The sequence below is a fragment of the Vibrio hepatarius genome (genome assembly GCF_043642085.1).
Classification (GTDB): domain Bacteria; phylum Pseudomonadota; class Gammaproteobacteria; order Enterobacterales; family Vibrionaceae; genus Vibrio; species Vibrio hepatarius_C.
The window spans coordinates 24142-45035 of the sequence record NZ_JBHZSA010000016.1 but is presented as its reverse complement, the minus strand read 5'-3'; the positions used below and the strand labels follow the sequence as shown (position 1 = coordinate 45035).

18 protein-coding genes are annotated in these 20894 nt (G+C 46.3%); 6 read left to right on the top strand and 12 right to left on the bottom strand.

The features are described from left to right. Positions 1 to 21: 21 nt before the first annotated feature. The 4 genes from ACHUFZ_RS19590 to pilM are packed head-to-tail and all read right to left on the bottom strand — an operon-like array spanning position 22 to position 2671. On the bottom strand, positions 22 to 537 hold the full coding sequence (locus tag ACHUFZ_RS19590; RefSeq protein ID WP_394128458.1) for a pilus assembly protein PilP: 516 nt from the start codon (positions 535 to 537) through the stop codon (positions 22 to 24). Beyond that, the gene (locus ACHUFZ_RS19585) at positions 527 to 1117 is read right to left on the bottom strand and encodes a type IV pilus inner membrane component PilO (protein ID WP_394128457.1); all 591 of its coding nucleotides are present in this window, start codon (positions 1115 to 1117) and stop codon (positions 527 to 529) included. Before ACHUFZ_RS19585 ends, ACHUFZ_RS19590 begins: the two co-directional genes overlap by 11 nt. Beyond that, positions 1114 to 1686: a PilN domain-containing protein gene (locus ACHUFZ_RS19580; protein WP_394128456.1), complete on the bottom strand. Its 573-nt coding sequence runs from the start codon at positions 1684 to 1686 to the stop codon at positions 1114 to 1116. Before ACHUFZ_RS19580 ends, ACHUFZ_RS19585 begins: the two co-directional genes overlap by 4 nt. Continuing rightward, positions 1676 to 2671, bottom strand: a complete 996-nt coding sequence (pilM, locus tag ACHUFZ_RS19575; RefSeq protein ID WP_394128455.1) for a type IV pilus assembly protein PilM — start codon at positions 2669 to 2671, stop codon at positions 1676 to 1678. The genes ACHUFZ_RS19580 and pilM overlap by 11 nt, the downstream gene beginning before the upstream one ends. Positions 2672 to 2811: 140 nt before the next feature. Here pilM and ACHUFZ_RS19570 point away from each other — a divergent pair, with 140 nt between their 5' ends. Then, on the top strand, positions 2812 to 5346 hold the full coding sequence (locus tag ACHUFZ_RS19570) for a penicillin-binding protein 1A (RefSeq protein WP_394128454.1): 2535 nt from the start codon (positions 2812 to 2814) through the stop codon (positions 5344 to 5346). 71 nt (positions 5347 to 5417) lie between these two features. Here the strand turns inward: ACHUFZ_RS19570 and oxyR are convergent, their stop codons facing one another. Beyond that, positions 5418 to 6305: a DNA-binding transcriptional regulator OxyR gene (gene oxyR / locus ACHUFZ_RS19565; RefSeq protein ID WP_394128453.1), complete on the bottom strand. Its 888-nt coding sequence runs from the start codon at positions 6303 to 6305 to the stop codon at positions 5418 to 5420. Positions 6306 to 6478: 173 nt separating this feature from the next. On the opposite strand from oxyR, the gene ACHUFZ_RS19560 reads away from it, so the two are divergent. Continuing rightward, positions 6479 to 7207, top strand: a complete 729-nt coding sequence (locus ACHUFZ_RS19560; RefSeq protein ID WP_394128452.1) for a glutathione peroxidase — start codon at positions 6479 to 6481, stop codon at positions 7205 to 7207. A gap of 88 nt (positions 7208 to 7295) precedes the next feature. Here the strand turns inward: ACHUFZ_RS19560 and ACHUFZ_RS19555 are convergent, their stop codons facing one another. Further along, complete coding sequence (locus ACHUFZ_RS19555; protein ID WP_394128451.1) at positions 7296 to 7643, bottom strand: RidA family protein; 348 nt, start codon at positions 7641 to 7643, stop codon at positions 7296 to 7298. Positions 7644 to 7708: 65 nt separating this feature from the next. Between ACHUFZ_RS19555 and ACHUFZ_RS19550 the strand changes: the two genes are divergently transcribed. Next, positions 7709 to 7966, top strand: coding sequence for a DUF3624 domain-containing protein (locus ACHUFZ_RS19550; RefSeq protein ID WP_394128450.1), 258 nt, complete (start codon positions 7709 to 7711; stop codon positions 7964 to 7966). Positions 7967 to 8266: 300 nt separating this feature from the next. Here the strand turns inward: ACHUFZ_RS19550 and argH are convergent, their stop codons facing one another. From argH to argC, 4 genes are all read right to left on the bottom strand, one after another. Next, positions 8267 to 10141 carry an argininosuccinate lyase gene (gene argH, locus ACHUFZ_RS19545; RefSeq protein ID WP_394128449.1) on the bottom strand — a complete coding sequence of 625 codons (1875 nt, stop codon included), beginning with the start codon at positions 10139 to 10141 and terminating at the stop codon, positions 8267 to 8269. A gap of 247 nt (positions 10142 to 10388) precedes the next feature. Beyond that, positions 10389 to 11603 carry an argininosuccinate synthase gene (locus ACHUFZ_RS19540; protein ID WP_004415953.1) on the bottom strand — a complete coding sequence of 405 codons (1215 nt, stop codon included), beginning with the start codon at positions 11601 to 11603 and terminating at the stop codon, positions 10389 to 10391. Positions 11604 to 11718: 115 nt separating this feature from the next. Further along, positions 11719 to 12510 carry an acetylglutamate kinase gene (argB, locus tag ACHUFZ_RS19535; RefSeq protein WP_394128448.1) on the bottom strand — a complete coding sequence of 264 codons (792 nt, stop codon included), beginning with the start codon at positions 12508 to 12510 and terminating at the stop codon, positions 11719 to 11721. Positions 12511 to 12532: 22 nt separating this feature from the next. Continuing rightward, entirely contained in the window at positions 12533 to 13537 is a 1005-nt protein-coding gene (gene argC, locus ACHUFZ_RS19530; protein WP_394128447.1) for an N-acetyl-gamma-glutamyl-phosphate reductase, read from the bottom strand. Between the two features lie 154 nt (positions 13538 to 13691). On the opposite strand from argC, the gene argE reads away from it, so the two are divergent. The 3 genes from argE (at position 13692) to ACHUFZ_RS19515 (ending at position 18874) form a co-directional block, all read left to right on the top strand. Next, the gene (gene argE / locus ACHUFZ_RS19525; protein ID WP_394128446.1) at positions 13692 to 14828 is read left to right on the top strand and encodes an acetylornithine deacetylase; all 1137 of its coding nucleotides are present in this window, start codon (positions 13692 to 13694) and stop codon (positions 14826 to 14828) included. A gap of 445 nt (positions 14829 to 15273) precedes the next feature. After that, entirely contained in the window at positions 15274 to 17907 is a 2634-nt protein-coding gene (gene ppc, locus ACHUFZ_RS19520; protein ID WP_394128445.1) for a phosphoenolpyruvate carboxylase, read from the top strand. Between the two features lie 427 nt (positions 17908 to 18334). Further along, complete coding sequence (locus ACHUFZ_RS19515; protein WP_134836558.1) at positions 18335 to 18874, top strand: PadR family transcriptional regulator; 540 nt, start codon at positions 18335 to 18337, stop codon at positions 18872 to 18874. A 63-nt stretch (positions 18875 to 18937) separates the two neighbouring features. Here ACHUFZ_RS19515 and cysE read toward each other — a convergent pair whose 3' ends face one another. Further along, positions 18938 to 19759 (bottom strand): serine O-acetyltransferase, encoded by an 822-nt coding sequence (cysE, locus tag ACHUFZ_RS19510; RefSeq protein WP_053441432.1) that lies wholly within the window; start codon positions 19757 to 19759, stop codon positions 18938 to 18940. 52 nt (positions 19760 to 19811) lie between these two features. Beyond that, positions 19812 to 20843 carry an NAD(P)H-dependent glycerol-3-phosphate dehydrogenase gene (gene gpsA, locus ACHUFZ_RS19505; protein WP_134836560.1) on the bottom strand — a complete coding sequence of 344 codons (1032 nt, stop codon included), beginning with the start codon at positions 20841 to 20843 and terminating at the stop codon, positions 19812 to 19814. Positions 20844 to 20894 lie beyond the last annotated feature (51 nt).

Below are 20894 nucleotides of genomic sequence, written 5' to 3'. Positions count from 1 at the left end.
TTCGTTTCTAACCTTTGATATCTACTTGAGCGCTAACTTAACGCTGCGCTGATTCCAGCACCCTAGGCCATCCGGAAGGGGGGCATCTATCTCTAAGTACTCTGCGGTGACCTTAGTGACCTTGCCATTGTTCACGCCGATAAATTGGCCCGCGTTGACTTTTATCAGCTTGCCGCTAGGGATTTGCACCAGTGCTGACACTTTGTCATTGCGACTCATCACTCCCTTAAGGCGCAGCTTGGCTAACGGATAACGTTCTAACTCCCCCGCCTTTTCGGTCTTAGCAGGCTGCCAGCAATCTTTGTTGTGCTGAGATTGAGTCGATACGATTGCCTCTTGTGGTAAAACAAAGGGCTCGCGCATCTGATGTGCTTGGTAACTGCGAACATTCAATGTGACGCTTGGCGTCAGGGCACCTACATCCCTATCCGCCTGACGTTCGATATCAGCGATATAATCATCAAGTGGCTTTTGGTTGGCCTTGCAAGCGCTCAAGCTTAGTGCAAGCACGACTATGGCTAAGGATTTAAGGTTCATCTCTCACCTCTGGCGTGAGCTGATAAGTGTAGGCTTGCACGCGAAAATGCAGCGTGCTGCTCTCTTGGCTCACTCGCTGCCAATTAACATCGTCAAAATGAATAATACGCGGAAGCTGGGCTATCGCCTGACTAAAGTCACCAATGTCGTGATAACTCCCGGTTAGTTCGATGTTGAGTGGCAATCGGTAGAGAAATGGCTGGTTTTGTTTTTGTCCCCAATCGATACGAGTAAACGTCAGAGAGTTCTTAAGGCCAACTTCATTGACCGAAGCCAACATGCTTGCCAACTCCTTTTGAGCGGGTAACTGCTGCGATAAGTAGTCATATCGCTGTGACAGCTCTGCTAACTGAGCTTGCAACTTGGGTATTGCTGCCGCTTGATTGGCTTTTATCAACGCGGTCGATTTCAAGGTTTGCTCTTGAGCCTTAAGCTGCTCAATATGTTCAGTTTGAGGCATTAAGTAGAACCAGTAACCAGCACCTTGCAGCAGTATGACTAACACTATCATCGCACCGACTTGAGCCAGCAGTGGCCACTCAGCGATCTCTTCAATATCTAAATCGGCGTAGCCCCTCATTGCTGTACTCCCACCGTTTGTGATGGTGAACGAAAAGCGAATGAGACATTGAAAGTTTGAAACTTTTTACCAAAACGCGTCTGACCATGGACGATAGAATGCATTTCAATATTACTCAGCAATTGCGATGTTTCTAACTTGTCGAGCATAGTGGCTAAACGAGAGGTGGTCTCACTGATCCCAGATATTTGAATCTGTTGACCGTTCATGTTGATTTTATCAACGTAGACGCCTTGAGGGATAAAACTCGGCAGTGCATTCATAAAATCGGTGGTTTTATTTCTGAGCTGTTGTAACTGCTCAACTACTTGTAGTCGAGTCAGCAGCGCCTTGTGGTCCTGCTCTAGTCCCTTGAGTTGACTGATGCGCCTATCGAGCTGAGAAATATAATCATTGAGATAGGTTAAGCGAGATTGCTGCAACTGCGCTTGACTAAATAAGTAGTGACCAGCAAACCACTGGCTCAACACCGTGATGCTGAGTACAGCAATAATTAGTCCGAAAAATCGTTGCTTATGACGCCTCCTTAACTGCTCACGCCACGGCAACAAATTAATGTTATGCCGCATGCTTGCTCTCCAGCCAATCAATGCCTCTCATGGCTAAGCCAGTCGCTGTAGCATACGCGTAACCTCGTAACATCGCCCCTTGTGACTGTTGGGTACTGTTTGCCAATAAAGTCAGTGGGTTCAACAGCTCACAGGGTATAGCAAGACGACGAGCAATCTCTTCAGCCAACAGAGGGATCATTGCACCGCCGCCACACAACCACACGCCTTTAATTGCGGTGTCATGCATGGAAGTCATTAGCTGCATTTGCCGTTTGAGCTTATCAATCAGTGTGTAAATAAACTGCTCGATACTTTGATGATGCAAGCCTTCACTGCTGGTTAACTCGTCTATCATCTGAGTGCCTATCGGCAGCTCTTTGTACAGTGGCGCTTTATCATTAAAGTCGATACACAGTGAAGATTGGCTAAGCCCTACATCCAGTATTATCCACTGTTGCTGCTGGTACTTCTGCGCCGCTTGCTGCCACAGTTGAGCTAAGCAGTGGGCTTGAACATCGATCAACACCGGCGTATAACCCGCTTTGGTCACCGCTTCGATTCGACTCTCGATTAACTCTTTTCGGGTCGCATAAACTTGATAGCGACAAGTACTATGCGTGGCTGATGAAGCCTCTATCGACACAAAATCAAGGCTCAACGCCTCGGTTGGGAAAGGAGATTGGTGAGAAAATGCCTCAAAGATTGCGAACTCTCTTTCTTGTCCCTCTAGGTCTCTATCTATTTGTAATTGTTTACTTATTACAACGCTATCAGGGACAGATAAAGCAACTTTGTGGCTAAATCGCGGCAAAGACTTCCTTAGTTCTTTGAGTTTCTTTACAATTTTCTGATAATTTAACATGTGGTTATCAGAGAAAATGCCCGACTCGATTGGCAGTTCTTGATAATCTACCAGCACAAATGTGCCTTTGTAGGGCTTGAGAACAACCGCTTTAATACTGTGGTGGCCAATATCAATGCCTGTAACTAATGATTTACCCATGCAGCTTGGCTCCGTACTTTTTGCTTCGCTCATATGTTTAAATTGATGGTTAGATAAACACATAGAAAAGTAAGCTAAAATTTTTAGCTTAAAGTACAAGGGTTTGCATATCGTGAATCCTATTAATCAGGGAATATCCGGTGAAGTTCATAAAGCGACTGTTTATATTCACATTGATTTGCATAATTCTTGGGGTCGGTACCATTTTCGGCTTCTACCTTTATGTCAAACCAGAGCTACCAGACGTAGCAACGTTAAAAGATGTCGAGCTACAAACACCCATGCAGGTGTACAGTCAAGACGGCAAGCTGATTTCTCAATTTGGTGAGAAGCGCCGTATTCCTGTTGCTTATGATGATATTCCTCGTCACCTAGTGGAAGCACTGATCGCGACCGAAGATAGCCGCTTTTATGATCACCCAGGTATCGACCCAATTGGTATTACTCGTGCTGCTGTTGTTGTTGCCCTATCAGGTTCAGCAAAGCAGGGCGCAAGTACCATTACTCAGCAGCTAGCACGTAACTTCTTCCTTTCCAATGAGAAGACATACATACGTAAAATCAAAGAGATTTTCATTGCGCTCCATATTGAACAGCTTCTAAGTAAAAAAGAAATCATGGAGTTGTACGTCAATAAAATCTTCTTAGGTTACCGTTCGTACGGCTTTGGCGCTGCTGCTCAGACTTATTTTGGTAAAGACCTCAAAGATCTCTCGCTAAGCGAAATCGCGACGCTGGCAGGCATGCCAAAAGCACCGTCAACCATGAACCCTATTTATTCTGTTGATCGCGCTACCAACCGTCGTAACGTGGTGCTGCTGCGTATGTTGGATGAGAAATACATCACTCAAGAAGAGTATGACCAAGCTCGTGCAGAAGAGATCGTTTCACGCTACCACGGTGCGGAAATTGAACTCAGCGCCCCTTACGTGGCAGAACTTGCACGCGCTTGGATGGTAAGTCGTTATGGTGAAGAAGCGGCTTACACATCTGGTATGAAGATCTATACCACGGTCGACTCTAAACTGCAGGCAGCAGCCAACGACTCAGCGATCAATAACCTGCTTGCTTATGACGAGCGTCATGGCTACCGCGGCGCTGAAACAGTGTTGTGGAAGAAAGGCGAAACCGCTTTTGACGAGCAAAAAATCGATAAGACTCTTGATAATGTCCCAAGCTACCGACCATTAGTTCCAGCGGTCGTCACCAAGGTAGAAGGAAAGCAAGCAACGGTTTGGGTTAAAAACCAAGGCGTACAAACACTTGAGTGGGACGGCATCAAATGGGCGCGTAAATTCCGCACTGATGATCGCCAAGGCCCAGTGCCAAATAAAGCCTCAGATGTATTAGCCGTCGGCGAACAAATTTGGGTTCGCCCAGTAGAAACTAAAGCTGATGGTGAAGAGAGCACGGTTGCTTGGCACTTAAGCCAAGTACCTAATGCCAACACTGCGTTTGTCGCGATGAACCCGGAGAACGGCGCTGTACTATCACTGGTTGGTGGCTTTAACTTTATCCATAATAAGTTCAACCGTGCGACTCAGTCAGTGCGTCAGGTTGGTTCAAGTATCAAACCGTTTATCTACTCAGCGGCGATCGATCAGGGCCTAACCCTTGCGACTCTGGTCAACGATGCTCCGATTAACCAATGGGATAAGAGCCAAGGTACAGCGTGGCGTCCTAAGAACTCACCACCGACTTATACTGGCCCTACACGCCTACGCATCGGTCTAGCTCAGTCGAAAAACGTAATGGCAGTTCGTGTATTACGTGAAGTGGGTCTGGATGAAACGCGTGAATACCTAACTCGCTTTGGTTTCAATATTGACCAAGTACCACGTTCAGAAACAATTGCACTGGGTGCTGGCAGCTTAACGCCGATCAAAATGGCCCAAGGCTACTCGGTTTTCGCTAATGGCGGTTACTATGTTGAACCGTTCTACATTAGCAAAGTAGAAACACCATTTGGTGAGCTTGAGTATCAAGCCAACCCGAGCATTATCTGTCATGAAAATTGTACTCAACAACAAGCTAGCACTGAAGCAGCAAGCAACGAGTTCTCAGAACAAGATGTCGATGTAACGACTGATGACAATGCACCACACTACGCACCACAAGTCATTTCTGAACAGACGGCTTTCTTAGTCCGTGAAATGATGTACAGCAACGTATGGGGTGGTGGTAACTGGCGTGACGGTACAGGTTGGAACGGTACAGGCTGGCGAGCACAAAAACTTGAACGCCGTGATATTGGTGGTAAAACCGGTACGACCAATGACTCGAAAGATGCTTGGTACAACGGCTATGGTCCAGGCATGGTGGCAATTGCTTGGGTTGGTTTCGATGACCATAACCGTAATCTAGGTAGAACCAAACCAAACAGCAACTTGGCTAATAATCAAATCTCTGGTGCAGAAGCAGGGGCGAAAACCGCTCAACCGGCATGGGTTGATTTTATGCGTGATGCACTGGCAGGGGCTCCTCAGCACGAGAAAGTGATTCCTGACAACATTGTTCGTGTGCGTATCGATCGTGATTCAGGCCTGTTAACCAACAAGTTTGATTCGAGCTCAATGTTTGAATACTTCCGTGAAGGCACCGAGCCAACAGAGTATGTCACCCGTGAGTTGACCGACAGCATCTACACCTCTGAAGATGGTGAAGACCTGTTCTAATTTGTTAGAGCTATAAATGAAAAAGGGTTGATACTGAAGTATCAACCCTTTTTTCTTTTCAGTAGTGGGACTTAAACTTGAAGCTGCTGAGTAATCGCTTGTGCAAGCTGCTCAAATCGAGCACGTAGTGGAGACCCTGGACGATAAGCGAGAACGATACTGCGCGATGGGACTGGGTTAATTGCGCGCACATAGCAGACGCCATCTTTTTGCTTCTCTTTTGGTAGAGATAGCTCCGGCAATAAAGTAATACCTGCGCCTGCTGCAACCATGTTACGCAGTGTCTCTAGGCTGGTTGCTTTAAAACGTTCATCATCTTTCGCACCAGCAGCAAAACAGAAGCCCAACGCTTGATCTCTTAAACAGTGACCATCTCCCAGCGCCAACACGGTTTTACCATTCAGATCGAGCATGTCGACTTCATCAAGCCCTGCCCACTCATGGTCACAAGGCACTGCAACACTCATTGGTTCGTTATAGACTTCAATTTCTTTGAATGGAGCCGTTTCAGGCACCGATGCCAATACTAAACAATCTAACTTGCCGTCTTCTAACTGACGCACCAGCTGATGAGTTTGTGCTTCATGTAGATAGAGTTCTAAATCAGGAAAAGCCTCTTTGAGCATAGGGACGATCTTCGGCAACAGATATGGTCCAACAGTTGGAATAAAACCGATATGCATCGGGCCAACCATCTCCCCGGCTTGACCGCTAGCCATATCTTTAAAGGTTTTCACTTCGGTCAAGATACGCTTGGCCTGATCAACCAGCTGTAAGCCAGCATCGGTAAAGAGTACTCGGCGACTACTTCGCTCCAATAATGCTGTCCCTAGCTCATCTTCTAGTTTACGAATTTGCCCACTCAAGGTTGGCTGGCTGACAAAACACGCTTCGGCCGCTTTTCGAAAATGTTTATGCTCAGCTAGCGAAACCAAGTATTCAAAATCTCGGATATTCATTATTGGTGTTCTCCCCACACTTTGTAGATAGAAATAATCTATCAAAACCATAGCATCAAACGATTAGAGCTATCAAAGGATTTCTTTAATAATAACTTCATCGAAACAGAGCACAGTGACAACACTGCTAAGTCTCAAAAAAATAATTATATAAAATCAAAAAGGAAATCATTATGTTTGCATCTAAAGAAGGTCAAAATGTCCCTCAAGTTACGTTCCCTATCCGTCAAGGCGACGCATGGCTAAACGTCACGAGTGACGATCTATTTAAAGATAAAACCGTTATTGTATTCAGTCTTCCTGGTGCGTTTACGCCAACCTGTTCATCTAGCCACCTACCTCGTTACAACGAGCTATTCCCAGTGTTCAAAGAGCACGGTGTAGATGAAATCCTATGTGTATCAGTCAACGATACCTTCGTTATGAACGCTTGGAAAAACGACCAAGAAGCAGAAAACATCACCTTCATACCTGATGGTAACGGCGAGTTTACCGATGGTATGGGCATGCTAGTAGAAAAGAATGACCTTGGTTTTGGTAAGCGTTCATGGCGCTACAGCATGCTGGTGAAAAACGGTGTGGTTGAGAAGATGTTCATCGAGCCAAACGAGCCAGGCGACCCGTTCAAAGTGTCAGACGCAGACACGATGCTAAAACACGTTGCGCCAGACTACAGAACTCAAGAATCAATCACGGTATTTTCAAAACCAGGTTGCCCATTCTGTGTTAAAGCAAAGCAGAACCTAATTGACCACAACCTTCAGTATGAAGAGATCATTCTAGGTAAAGATGCAACAACAGTCAGCCTACGTGCAATTACTGGCCGTACAACGGTTCCGCAAGTCTTCATTGGTGGTAAGCACATTGGTGGTAGCGAAGAGCTAGAGCTTTACTTAGGTTAGCAGTTTCTAGGCTAACGCCTTCTGACAGCTAAGCGACACAAAATAAAAAACGAGCCAAACGGCTCGTTTTTTTGCAAATGAACAGCGGTTACTTTTCTGCCGCAATCACTGATATTTCCACCAGCAGCGCTTCACGAGCCATATCGCCAGTGACACAAGCGCGTGCAGGCGCATGACCTTCAGGTACCCATGCATCCCATACTGCATTCATCTCTTGGAAGTCTTTCATATCTTTCAAGTAGATAGTTGCAGATAGCATATGCTCTTTATCACTGCCTGCTTCAAGCAGTAGTTGTTCCACCTTATCAAGCATAGTTTGAGTTTGTTCAGTGATGTCTTTGGTAGCATCAGCACAAACTTGTCCACATAGGTAAATCGTACCATTGTGCTTAACAATACGGCTCATGCGCTGTTTGGTATGTTGGCGTTCGATCATTTTTCTCACTTTCAAATTAGATTGCGATATTCTATAGCAAGTTATGTTACCGAATTCGTACCACTATGACATGCCCTCACTGTAAAAATAATGGCTGGTTTTGGAAAAAAATTGGCCGCTGTAAGCGCTGTATGGATCAGCTCACCGTGCTATCGGTGTTGTGCTGGATAGTGTGGTGGTTTCTGTTCAAAGACGATCCGAAGAGTATTGAATCTATAACTTTGATCATCTCGGGGTTTGCGTTTAATGGTTTGCTGGCTCTGCACTTATGGGTACGCTTTGTCATCTTGCCATGGCGAAAACGCAAAAAAAACAATAGTTAAAACGGACTTGCTCAAAATAATCGGTGTCAGAGCAAGGAGGATAAAAAACGAATCCTATGAGCATAGCCCGTCTATTCGATGCTGGGCTGGCATTCCAGTGAGTTTTTTGACAACGAAGCTATGGCATCGATTATGAAGAGCAAAAAAGAAAAAAGCCCCAAAACCAATTATGGTTTGGGGCCTTCTTAGATTCTTCTAAGAAAAAGCAGTGGTACTTTAATAGACTCTGCCTTTTCTAATTAGTTCCAATAGTTGCTCGATCTTTTTTGATCTTTTTTAGCACCTTTGAAATTCAATTGGTTACGCTACGTTCACTCGAGCAATTGATTGCTCAACCAAATTCACTTCCAATGCGACCTCATCACAAGCATGTTGACGCGGACATTGGTCACAATCTTTTAGCACTTTCTCAGGCAGTAATGACTTCGATGTTGGCAAGAAGGATTGCTTCATAAAGAACTCTGGCGTACGTGTCAGGACAAACACTTTCTTAATCGCCATTTGACGCGCCTTGTCGACCAAGTATTGCACTATCGCACTGCCTTGCCCTTGGCCCTGCCAGCCCGCTTCAATACCTAACGAACGAATTTCAGCTAGACCAGAGTCATAAACGTACAGCGATGCACAGCCAGTCACTTCACCGTGATGCTCAGCAACAGCAAACGAGCCAATATCACGCACTAGTTCACTACGCGAGCGCGGAAGGTTCTCCCCCATATTCGCCCAGTAAGTGACCATGCCTTCGAGCGACTCAATATCAGTTAGACGCGCAGGACGTACGTTGACCGCCGAGGTATCACGCTTAATTAAACGCCCTTCCGCTTGTTCAACCGCATGCGCGACTTGCTTAGGTGACACGCCGCCCAAGGCACTACGCTTCTCAAGACACGATTCAATGGTCAAGATGTCGTACACATCGGACTCAATCACTTCTGAGAACTCTTTCAATTCAGCAATCGATAGCTCTTCTAATGCACAACCTTTCGCAATAGCACCAACAACCGCTACACCCACTATATGGTGCGCTTCACGGAATGGAATGCCTTTCGCTACTAGGTAATCGGCTAGCTCAGTGGCGTTAGCATAACCTTGCTTAGCCGCTTCTAGAGTACGCTCACCATTGACCTTGATGCCATCAAAACAAAGCGCGGCCATTTCCATACAGTCGTTCCACGTATCTAGCGCATCGAACAGACCTTCTTTGTCTTCCTGCATATCTTTATTGTACGCAAGAGGCAGCGCCTTGACTGTCATCATCATCCCAGCCAATGAACCATAAACACGGCCGGTCTTACCACGGATAAGCTCTAACGCATCTGGGTTTTTCTTCTGTGGCATTAGCGAAGAACCTGATGTCACGGTATCTGCCAACTCGATAAAGTTAGATTCACCTGAGTTGTAGAAGATCATATCTTCCGCAAGACGCGATAGGTGCAGCATCGAGATCGAAGCAACAGACATTAGCTCCATCACATGGTCACGATCCGATACAGAGTCTAAAGAGTTGCGCGTAGCACGACGAAAACCTAAGTTGTGCGCCACTTGTTCACGGTCAATCGGATACGCAGTACCTGCCAATGCGCCAGAACCTAACGGACAAGTATCTAAACGATGGATTGCATCATGCAGACGAGAATAATCACGCTCAAACATTTCAACGTAAGCCAAACACCAGTGAGCAAAAGTGACTGGCTGGGCGCGTTGTAAGTGCGTGTAGCCCGGCAGTACCGTCTCTTGATGAACTTTCGCAACAGAGACCATTTGAGCCTGCAGACGATCGAGAGCCATTAATAGCTGCTGACCTTGCTGACGACACCAAAGTTTAAGGTCTGTCGCCACCTGATCGTTACGTGAACGGCCGGTATGAAGCTTCTTACCTAAGTCGCCAACTTTGCTAATCAGTTGCTGCTCAACCCAAGAGTGAATATCTTCAGCATCAGAACGTAAAATCTGATGCGGGTCTTCCATCACTTCAAGTTTAAGTTCATTCAGTGCTAGCTCGAGCTTTTGTTGCTCTTCTTCGTTCAATACATCGACAGAAAGCAAGGCTTTTGACCAAGCAATCGAACCTACGATATCTTGTTCAGCTAGTCGGTAATCGAAACGCAATGAGTCGTTAAAATCTTTGAATCTCGTATCTGCCGCTTGGGTAAATCTTCCGCCCCATAATGCCATTGCGTATCTCCTGATTACCTATGCTCACTGTAAAGAGTGAATTGCTGTTATTGCTTAGATTGACTCTGAATCGTATTCAGTATTTTATGATGGTTCAAAGTTACGGCAAATCAAAACAAAAAGAAAGTATCAATTCACTTTTTTAACATATTTATTCACGATTAATTTTCAAGTTCCTATCCAATGAGAATCAAAAAAGCCCGTTTGCTTTCACAAACGAGCTTTTACTATCTCAGTCTAGCTGTGATTATTTTTTCAGGCTGTTTAGAGCACGAATACGGCTTGATAGTGAGTAAAGGCGGATAAAGCCTTCTGCATGACTTTGGTCATACACTTCGTCCTCACCAAAGGTTGCAAACTCTTCACAGTACAAGCTGTTGTCAGAACGTTTCTGAGTAACTGTTGCATGGCCTTTGTACAGCTTAACAACCACTTCACCGTTAACGTCTTGAGCCAGCTCTTCTGACGCCGCTAGGATAGATTTACATAGCGGAGTGAACCAACGACCATCGTAAACTAGGTGCGATGCTTTCACGCCTAACTCTTCACGGAACTCAAATGCAGTTTTATCCAGAACCAGCTGCTCTACTGCACGTAGTGCTTCCATCATGATGGTACCTCCTGGAGTTTCGTAACAGCCACGAGACTTCATACCGACTAGACGGTTTTCAACGATATCGATACGACCGACACCGTGTTTCACACCTTTGTCGTTTAGGTATACCAGTGCGTTGTATGGCGTCATTGTCTCGCCATCTACTGCAACTACTGCGCCTTTTTCAACTTTTAGCGTTACATATTCCGCTTCATTTGGCGCTTGCTCAGGGTCAACTGTCCATGCCCAGCAATCATCGTTTGGCGCATTCCAAGTATCTTCTAGTACGCCACCTTCTGTTGAGATATGCCACGCATTCGCATCACGAGAGTAAATCTTAGTTAAAGATGCGCTACATGGGATGTTACGCTCTGCTAGGTAATCTAGACACTCTTCGCGGCTCACTAGATCCCACTCACGCCATGGTGCGATGACATGTAGGTCCGGTGCTAGTGCTGCGAATGCGCCTTCAAAACGTACTTGGTCGTTACCTTTACCTGTACAGCCGTGACATAAAGCGTCTGCGCCGACTTTACGTGCTACTTCAACTTGAGCCTTGGCAATGATTGGACGCGCCATTGAGGTACCTAGTAGGTATTTACCTTCGTAGTAAGCACCTGTTTTTAGCGTTGGGTAGATGTAATCGGCAACCATCTCTTCTTTTAGATCAGCGATGTAGCACTCAGATGCACCTGACGCTTTCGCTTTTTCCTCGATGCCTGCTAGCTCTTCTTCGCCTTGGCCAACATCGGCGACAAACGCAACCACTTCACAGTCATAGTTTTCTTTCAGCCATGGAATGATCACTGATGTATCCAGACCGCCAGAGTATGCGACAACTACTTTATTTACTTGAACTTTGCTCATTTTACTTCTCCAAATTCCCGGCGCTGCGCTTGGCGGTCAGTGCTACGGGTTACTTCCTGTTAATTCTTATTTAGTTCAACGCTGGTGCATTGAAACGAAATTGTTTATTCCATCTTTACTGAGGTAGAAACTGGGTACCAATGCTTTGACCAGCAAACAGGTCTGCAAGCTTATCTGGGTAACGCCATGTTGCGACTTCAATTGGTCGACCAAGGTCATTGGCCGCTTCAAGTGCCGCTAGTACCTTAACGATCATGCCGTCAGTGATAACGTGGCCATCAATCAAGTTTTGTGCTTGTTTCTCATCGAGGCTTTTAATCAAATGACCTTTGCCATCTAATACACCACTCACATCAGAAAGCAGCACTAACTCCGCATCCAAACTGCCCGCTACTGCAACTGCAGCTTGGTCAGCGTTGACGTTCATCATCTGGCCTTGCTCAGTCAAACCAATCGAACTAATGATTGGCAGTGCGCCCGCCTGAAGTACCGCTTGAAGTACCGATGAATCACCCGGGGTCGCTTTACCCACCGCACCTAGCTCTGGATCAAGCTCTTCGATATGACATAGGCCACCATCGGCAAGGCTTAGACCAACGGCGTTAAGGCCATCTTTAATCGCTTGACCTTGCAGCATCTTATTTGCAGTACCAGCCAATGCACCTGCAATCACAGGAATCTGCTCGTAAGGGGTCACTCGTAAACCATTTTTCTTAACGGTTTCCAGTTGTAGCTTCGCCATAAGATCGTCCACTAGATAACCTCCTCCATGGACGATCACAATTCGTCGCTGAGCTTGTTGTTGGTAGTTGGCAATCGCACCAAATACCTGGCTTAACGTCTCAGTACACGACAGTGCAGCACCGCCTAATTTGATCACTAATGGAGTTTGTTTGTTATCTGTCATCACTTATTCCTTCCCTGCCCAATTAAACAAGAGCAGTCAGCTCTGGAAATCCGTAGTGGATGTTTACACATTGCATCGCTTGACTTGATGCACCTTTGAGTAAGTTATCAATCGCTGAAACAACAATGATATGCTCACCTTGAACCTTCCAGCCAATATCGCAGAAAGGCGTATTCTCTACATTCTGTAGTGTTGGCAATGTTGACTCTGTCAGTCTCACTGCCGGTTTATTTTGGTAAGCTGACGTAAATGCTACTGCAATCTGAGCTTCTGTTACGCCTGCTTTGAGTTTCATCGTGATAGTGGCCAAAATGCCCCGCTTAAAGTTGCCAAGATGGGGAGTAAAAATCACATCGGTACCAAGGTGAGAAGCAATCTCTGGCTGATGACGGTGATTAAACACACCGTAAGCTTGTAAGCTCACTTCGCAAAAGCTGTTGGTCATTGAGGCTTTTCTGCCAGCTCCTGACACACCGCTCGTAGCATTAATCACTGGCCACTGGTTGGTATCGAGCAAAGCTTCATCAAGTAACGGCTTGATTGCTAGCTGCGAAGCGGTTGGGTAACAGCCCGGAACCGCAATCAGTTGGCTCTGCTTAATCCCTTCCGCATTCCACTCAGCAAGCCCGTATACCGAATTATCAAGCCAAGCTTCATGTTGATGCGCAAAACCGTAAAACTCATCATAAAAACCATCTTTCTTAACGCGGAAGGCACCAGACAAGTCAAACACTTGGCAACCTTGCTCTAGAAAGATTGGCGCTAAGTCATGGCTCACTTCATGAGCAGTGGCTAAAAACACCACATCACTCTGTTTGGCGACTTCAGCCGGATCTTTTAACGGCTCGACCGAATGACTAATAATGCCCGCGAGCTTACCGTGCAGCTCAGCGATGCTCTTACCAGCATCTAGACTATTGGCGGAAACATACAAACCTGATAGCGTAAGTTCAGGGTGTTTGTGCACCATCAGAGCGAGTTCTGCTCCTGTGTAACCGCTTGCGCCTATGATTGTGGTTTTAAGCATCTCTTACATCCATTTTTGACTTAAAATTGCCACTCTAGTTGTGACTATAAATTTAAATTATTCGCTCTTTATTGGTTTTTTATTCAATAAAAGTGATTTAATATGTGTTTTACCTTCTTAACCCAAATCTGTCAACAGGGAAAGTAAACTAAATATGCAATTACCAAGTTTTCTAGAGGTCTACAGCGGCCTAATCTCCACCTCATCGATCAGCTCGACAGATCCAAGTTGGGATGAAGGCAATGCGCAAGTGATTGAAAAACTCGCCACTTGGCTCAAAGACATCGGTTTTGAAGTAAATCTGACGGAAGTAGAGCCGGGTAAATTCAACCTCATCGCCAAAAAAGGTTCTGGTGAAGGCGGTTTGCTGCTTGCAGGACACAGCGATACGGTGCCGTTTGATGAAGGGCGTTGGAACTATGAGCCTCATGCACTCACTGAAGCCAACAACCGCTTCTACGGTCTGGGTACAGCGGATATGAAAGGTTTCTTTGCCTTTATTATTGAAGCAGTTAAAAAAGTAGACTGGAGTAAACAGACCAAGCCGCTTTATATACTTGCGACCTGTGACGAAGAGACCACTATGCTCGGCGCTCGTCATTTCACCGAAAGTGCCCCATTTAAGCCTGACTACTGCATTATTGGTGAGCCAACCAGCCTAGTACCCATTCGCGGCCACAAAGGTCATGTCGCCAATGCCGTGCGTGTAACGGGGAAATCAGGTCACTCTTCTGACCCGGCGTTAGGGGTTAACGCGATTGAGATTATGCATGAAGTGCTGTTTGCTCTGATGCAGCTACGCGACAAACTGATCAAAGAGTATCACCACCCTGGGTTTGCTATCCCAAGCCCTACTCTTAACCTTGGCCATATTCATGGTGGTGACAGTGCCAACCGCATTTGTGGCTGTTGTGAGCTGCACTATGATGTGCGACCACTACCGGGGATCAGCCTAGATGGCCTCGATAACATGCTGCGTGGTGCGCTGAAAGAAGTAGAAGCAAAATGGCCGGGACGTATTGCTATTACCCCACTGCACGAACCGATTCCGGGTTATGAGTGTCAACATGACCATCCATTTATTGGTGGCGTAGAAGAGATTTGTGGCGTCGATTCTGAAACAGTCAACTACTGTACTGAAGCGCCGTTCTTGCAACAGCTTTGCCCAACACTGGTACTCGGCCCAGGCTCGATTGACCAAGCCCACCAGCCCGATGAGTTCTTAGCTTTTGACTTTATTGACCCAACCATCGATGTTCTGTCAAAAGCGATGCACAAGTATTGTTTTTAGCAAGGGCTGAACAGCTGGGACTTTTTAGAAGGTTGACGCATTGCGTCAACCTTTTTTATTTCAATAGACAAAGCCGTCATCCTCAAGAACGAGGGACGAGTGAGTTGGGGATCTCCCAAAGCAAACCGAAAACCCAAAGAGATTCCTTACTCGCTCATTCTTCTCTCTAAGGAATGACACAATCTAGATATGTCCCTCTAATAGAGCAAAGCTCCAATTCACTTCTCATCGGAGCATTGTGCGGAACGAAGTGCGAATTCTCAGCCCAATTCTGTAATAAAATTTCAACATAATTAGTCAATCACATAGCTCGTATAGCGTTACATTCACTTGCACAATATTTGCAAACTTAACCTACAGTAATTGACTCCAGGCGACATTTTTCGCTAGATTGTTTACCTAACAAGGAACATTGGATGTAATTTTTTTACAAGGCAGGATGACAATGAACGAGAAATACTCTGCTCTCAGAAGCAATGTGAGCATGCTAGGACACTTGCTCGGCAACACCATAAAGGACGCACATGGTGACGTACTTCTAGAGAAAGTAGAAACCATTCGTAAACTTTCTAAGTCCGCCCTCGCAGGCAATCAAAAAGATCGCGACAGCTTAATCGAAGAGATTAAAAGCCTGCCAAATGAACAACTCACCCCAGTTGCTCATGCATTCAACCAATTTCTAAACCTTACCAACATGGCAGAGCAGTACCATACGATCTCTCGCCATTGTGACGCTCACGTTTGCGAACCTGATGCAATCAACTCGCTTTTCTCTAAGCTGGCACAAAATGACATCAGCAAGTTAGATACCGCGCAAGCCGTTCGTGATCTCAACATTGAGCTAGTACTGACCGCTCACCCAACGGAAATCACTCGTCGCACCATGATCAACAAGTTGGTCAAAATCAATGAGTGTCTATCTAAGCTAGAGCTTGGCGAGTTATCAGTGAAAGAGCGCGCGAAAACAGAGCGCCGCCTAGAGCAACTTATCGCCCAAAGCTGGCACTCAGACACTATTCGCCAACAGCGCCCAACGCCGCTTGATGAAGCGAAATGGGGCTTTGCAGTGGTTGAAAACTCGCTATGGGAAGCTGTACCAGACTTTTTGCGCGAGCTAGATCAGCGTCTAGAAGGTCACCTTGGTGAAGGCCTTCCTATCGATGCACGCCCAGTACACTTTTCTTCTTGGATGGGCGGCGACCGTGACGGCAACCCATTTGTTACTCATACCATTACCCGTGAAGTACTACTTCTATCTCGCTGGAAAGCGGCTGACCTTTATCTAGGCGACATTAACGAGTTGGTTAGCGAATTGTCGATGACCCAGTGTAATGATGCCGTTCGTGCACTTGCGGGTGAAGATGAGCACGAACCATACCGTGCCGTACTTAAACAGCTTCGCGCACTACTGAACGAAACCAAAGAAATCCTAGACGCTAAGATTCACGGCCAAAAACTGGCAGTGAAAGCGCCACTGCAACGCATTGAGCAGCTATGGGACCCACTGTACGCGTGTTACCAATCACTGCATGAGTGTGGCATGGGCATCATCGCAGATGGTTCGCTACTAGATACACTTCGCCGTATTAAAGCGTTTGGTGTACACCTCGTTCGTCTAGACATTCGCCAAGAGAGTACGCGCCATTCAGATGTGCTGTCTGAGCTAACTCGTTACCTAGGTATTGGTGATTACGATCAGTGGAGCGAGCAAGATAAAGTTGCCTTCCTAACCAATGAACTGGCTTCGAAGCGCCCTCTTCTTCCACGTGACTGGGAACCATCAGAGTCAGTTAAAGAAGTGCTCGATACCTGTAAGATTGTTGCAGCGCAGCCTCGTGAAGCATTTGGTGCTTACGTTATTTCCATGGCGCGTACTGCCTCCGACGTATTAGCTGTTCACCTGCTGCTACAAGAATCAGGTTGTCCTTACCGCATGGACGTTTGCCCTCTGTTCGAAACGTTAGACGATTTGAACAACGCTGAAGCGGTCATCAAACAGCTGATGGGTATCGACTTATACCGCGGCTTTATCCAGAACCACCAAATGGTCATGATCGGTTACTCCGATTCAGCTAAAGATGCAGGTGTAATGTCTGCAGGTTGGGCGCAATACCATGCGATGGATTCACTGGTTAAAGTTGCCGAAGAAGAAGGCGTTGAGCTAACGCTATTCCACGGCCGCGGCGGTACTATCGGTCGTGGTGGTGCGCCTGCGCATGCGGCGCTGCTTTCTCAGCCACCGAAGAGCCTAAAAGGTGGCCTACGTGTGACAGAGCAAGGTGAGATGATCCGCTTTAAGCTAGGTCTACCAGATGTCGCAGTAAACAGCTTTAATCTGTACGCGAGTGCGATTCTAGAAGCGAACCTGCTGCCACCACCAGAGCCTAAGCAAGAGTGGCGTGACCTGATGGACGTATTGTCTGAAGTAAGCTGTGAAGCTTACCGCAGTGTAGTTCGTGGTGAGCCTGACTTTGTCCCTTACTTCCGTCAAGCAACACCTGAACTTGAGTTGGGTAAACTGCCGCTAGGCTCACGCCCAGCGAAACGTAACCCGAACGGCGGTGTAGAAAGCCTACGTGCGATTCCATGGATCTTTTCTTGGAGCCAAAACCGTTTAGTTCTACCTGCCTGGCTTGGCGCAGGTGAAGCAATTCAGTACTCAGTCGACAAAGGTCACCAAGCGCTACTCGAAGAGATGTGCCGTGAATGGCCATTCTTCTCGACTCGCCTAGGTATGCTGGAAATGGTTTACACCAAGTGTAATATGGAAATTTCTCGCTACTACGATGAGCGTCTAGTGGACAGCAAATTGCTACCACTTGGTGATCGCTTACGTGAGCAACTACAGAAAGATATCAAAGCGGTACTGAACGTAGAAAACAATGAGAACTTGATGCAAAGCGACCCTTGGGGCCTAGAGTCAATTCGCCTACGTAACATCTACGTCGAGCCGTTGAACATGCTGCAAGCAGAATTGCTATACCGAACTCGTCAGAATGAAGAGTCAGCACCAGAGCTTGAAGAAGCATTAATGGTGACTATCGCAGGTATTGCCGCTGGTATGCGTAATACAGGTTAATACCGCTAGCATTGAGAAAAGAAAAGGTTGATGCGCAAGCATCAACCTTTTTTATATGGCAATCAAACAAAACACCAGATGCAAGCCCCATCCAAAGCGACAAAACGACAATTTATATAGAATAAAACACCAATCAATTATCATTATTGAGATTTTTGTCAGTTTTTCGGGCTATTTTGTCCTTCTATTCCACTTTATGCTTATTATTTAGATATACTACTCAACCTCTACAGCGATACATATAAAATTTACATGCTGTAGACCTCGATAATTCACTTATCGATCCTAGGTGATAAACCGGCTTTTCAAGGTGACATGACCAACATTGGTTGGTGCTGCTTTCTTATACGATAAAGAGTGCCTCAAGAAGCACGAGAGTAATTAAGCAGTTGTATTTAGTAGTTTATTTACCTTTTGGATTGAAGACATGTCATTACCACACGTTATCTTAACCGTTCTAAGCACACGCGACGCAACCGGATACGACATCACTAAAGAATTTTCTGCCACTATTGGCTATTTCTGGAAAGCGAGCCACCAGCAAGTTTATCGCGAGCTAAACAAAATGGCTCAAAATAACTTAGTGACTTGCGTACTCGAACCTCAAGAAGGCAAACCAGACCGTAAGGTTTACTCAATTACTGATTCAGGCCGAGTCGCCCTTGGTGAATGGTTTGATCAACCAACCGCACACCCAACCGTTCGCGACGAGTTCTCTGCAAAATTAATGGCTTGCGCCGTGCAGCCTTCAGCACCATACCGAGTTCAGCTTTCTGAGCTAGTTGAAGAGTCACGTAAGCTAGTTGCGCACTACCAAGAAATTGAAAACGCATACTACCCAGCAACGACGACATTAGATAAGCAACAGCGTCTTGAGCGTCTGACGCTGCGTAGAAACCTACTGATCCGTCAAGCTTGGATTACGTGGGCAGAAGAGGTATTAGTTGAGCTAGAAGAGCTAGCATAACTTACCACCAAAACGAAAAAAGGTTGGCGAAAGCCAACCTTTTTGTTTTTAAAAGTATAGGGATTAAATCCCGTCACCACCAATAAAGCTTTGCGAGCGACCGTTAAACTGCTGGTCCATATCCAATGAGGGTTTGTCTGTCTTCGGTCGGCCAACAATCTTAGCCGGAACCCCGGCAACTGTGGTATGGGCAGGAACAGGCTGAAGAACCACAGAACATGATCCGATCTTAGCGCCTTCACCCACTTCGATATTACCGAGAATCTTGGCACCTGCACCGATCATCACGCCTTCACGGATTTTCGGGTGACGATCACCGCATTCTTTACCGGTACCACCTAGGGTTACATCTTGCAGAATCGAAACGTCATTTTCTACAATGGCCGTTTCACCAATCACAATACCCGTCGCATGATCGAGCATGATCCCGCGACCAATTTTTGCCGCAGGGTGAATATCGACCTGACAAGCGACTGAAATTTGGTTCTGCAAATAAGTCGCCAGTGCGATTCGACCTTGTTTCCACAGCCAGTTCGCCACTCGGTAGCCTTGCAGTGCGTGGTAGCCTTTTAAATACAGTAATGGCATTGAATACATCGCAACTGCCGGGTCACGATTCACTGTCGCACAGATATCGCATGCTGCCGCTGCACTGATGCCAGGATCGGCGTTCAACGCTTCTTCAACGACTTCCCTGACTGCCATTGCCGGCATAGATGCAGTGTTTAGCTTATTGGCTAGAATATAGCTCAGCGCTGCACTCAGGCTATCATGCTTAATAATCGTCGCATGATAAAAGCTTGCTAACATTGGCTCTTGCTCTGAAAGCTCACGCGCTTCCTTGACAATGGTTTGCCAAACTTTCTGTTTCTCACAATGTTTCATTTAAATACCTAGTACTGAATCCCTAGTCTCTAGTACGGTGTTAGCGCTCGAATTAAGCTTCTGCTTTCTTATCACGTGCTAACAAATCTTTTGCTGCTAAGTGTGCATCCTTCCCTTGATACAATACTTGATAAATTTGGTCAACAATTGGCATCTCAACACCCATGCGTTCAGCCAATAAGTAAACCTCTTTGGTGTTACGGTAACCTTCCACAACCTGACCAATTTCTTGTTGGGCAGTATCGACATCTTTACCCTTACCTAGAGCAAGACCAAAACGGCGGTTACGCGACTGGTTATCGGTACACGTAAGCACAAGATCGCCTAAACCAGCCATACCCATAAAGGTTTCTGGTTGCGCACCTAATGCCGCACCGAGACGTGTCATCTCAGCGAGACCACGGGTGATAAGTGCCGTACGCGCGTTAGCACCAAAACCAATACCATCAGACATGCCTGCGCCAATCGCAATCACGTTCTTCACTGCGCCGCCAAGCTGCATACCGATAAAATCACTGTTAGCGTAAACACGGAATGTTTTGCTACAGTGGATCTTCTCTTGCAGATCGGCAACAAATTCAGCATCCGGTGACGCAACAGAAATCGCCGTTGGCATCCCCATCGCAAGCTCTTTAGCAAATGTAGGTCCAGACAGAACCGCTAATGAGTAACCTTCACCAATCGCATCAAAGGCCACTTCTTTGAGTAGACGGCCAGTCTCAGGCTCAAGGCCCTTAGTCGCCCAACAAATACGGGTGTCTTCACGTAGGAAAGGTTTGACGTTATTCAGCACGATGCCAAACACGTGGCTAGGAACAACCACCAACAAATCGCGGCTTGATTGCACCGCTTTTTCTAAATCGGATTCAACGATTAGCGACTCAGGAAAATCAATACCTGGTAAGAATTCATGGTTGGCACGATCCGCTTCTAGTTGAGCCATATGCTCTGGATCATGCCCCCAAATTACTACGTTTGCACCATTGCGTGCCAAAGAGATTGCCAGTGAAGTACCGTATGAACCAGCACCCAGTACTGTCATTGCAATATCTTTACCGTAGGCATTATTGGTCTTATCTTTCATTGTTCCGCCTGATTGTCATTCGGGTAACTAGAATCTTATCGTTAAATTCTA

Excerpts from the sequence above, each read along its gene's own strand:
- ACHUFZ_RS19585 (WP_394128457.1), bottom strand. The coding sequence starts at position 1,117 with ATGAGGGGCTACGCCGATTTAGATATTGAAGAGATCGCTGAGTGGCCA.
- ACHUFZ_RS19560 (WP_394128452.1), top strand. The coding sequence starts at position 6,479 with ATGTTTGCATCTAAAGAAGGTCAAAATGTCCCTCAAGTTACGTTCCCT.
- gpsA (WP_134836560.1), bottom strand. The coding sequence starts at position 20,843 with ATGAAAGATAAGACCAATAATGCCTACGGTAAAGATATTGCAATGACA.
- ACHUFZ_RS19580 (WP_394128456.1), bottom strand. The coding sequence starts at position 1,686 with ATGCGGCATAACATTAATTTGTTGCCGTGGCGTGAGCAGTTAAGGAGG.
- oxyR (WP_394128453.1), bottom strand. The coding sequence starts at position 6,305 with ATGAATATCCGAGATTTTGAATACTTGGTTTCGCTAGCTGAGCATAAA.
- argC (WP_394128447.1), bottom strand. The coding sequence starts at position 13,537 with ATGCTTAAAACCACAATCATAGGCGCAAGCGGTTACACAGGAGCAGAA.
- cysE (WP_053441432.1), bottom strand. The coding sequence starts at position 19,759 with ATGAAACATTGTGAGAAACAGAAAGTTTGGCAAACCATTGTCAAGGAA.
- ACHUFZ_RS19540 (WP_004415953.1), bottom strand. The coding sequence starts at position 11,603 with ATGAGCAAAGTTCAAGTAAATAAAGTAGTTGTCGCATACTCTGGCGGT.
- argE (WP_394128446.1), top strand. The coding sequence starts at position 13,692 with ATGCAATTACCAAGTTTTCTAGAGGTCTACAGCGGCCTAATCTCCACC.
- argB (WP_394128448.1), bottom strand. The coding sequence starts at position 12,510 with ATGACAGATAACAAACAAACTCCATTAGTGATCAAATTAGGCGGTGCT.
- ACHUFZ_RS19590 (WP_394128458.1), bottom strand. The coding sequence starts at position 537 with ATGAACCTTAAATCCTTAGCCATAGTCGTGCTTGCACTAAGCTTGAGC.
- argH (WP_394128449.1), bottom strand. The coding sequence starts at position 10,141 with ATGGCATTATGGGGCGGAAGATTTACCCAAGCGGCAGATACGAGATTC.
- ppc (WP_394128445.1), top strand. The coding sequence starts at position 15,274 with ATGAACGAGAAATACTCTGCTCTCAGAAGCAATGTGAGCATGCTAGGA.
- ACHUFZ_RS19515 (WP_134836558.1), top strand. The coding sequence starts at position 18,335 with ATGTCATTACCACACGTTATCTTAACCGTTCTAAGCACACGCGACGCA.
- ACHUFZ_RS19555 (WP_394128451.1), bottom strand. The coding sequence starts at position 7,643 with ATGATCGAACGCCAACATACCAAACAGCGCATGAGCCGTATTGTTAAG.
- ACHUFZ_RS19550 (WP_394128450.1), top strand. The coding sequence starts at position 7,709 with ATGACATGCCCTCACTGTAAAAATAATGGCTGGTTTTGGAAAAAAATT.
- pilM (WP_394128455.1), bottom strand. The coding sequence starts at position 2,671 with ATGGGTAAATCATTAGTTACAGGCATTGATATTGGCCACCACAGTATT.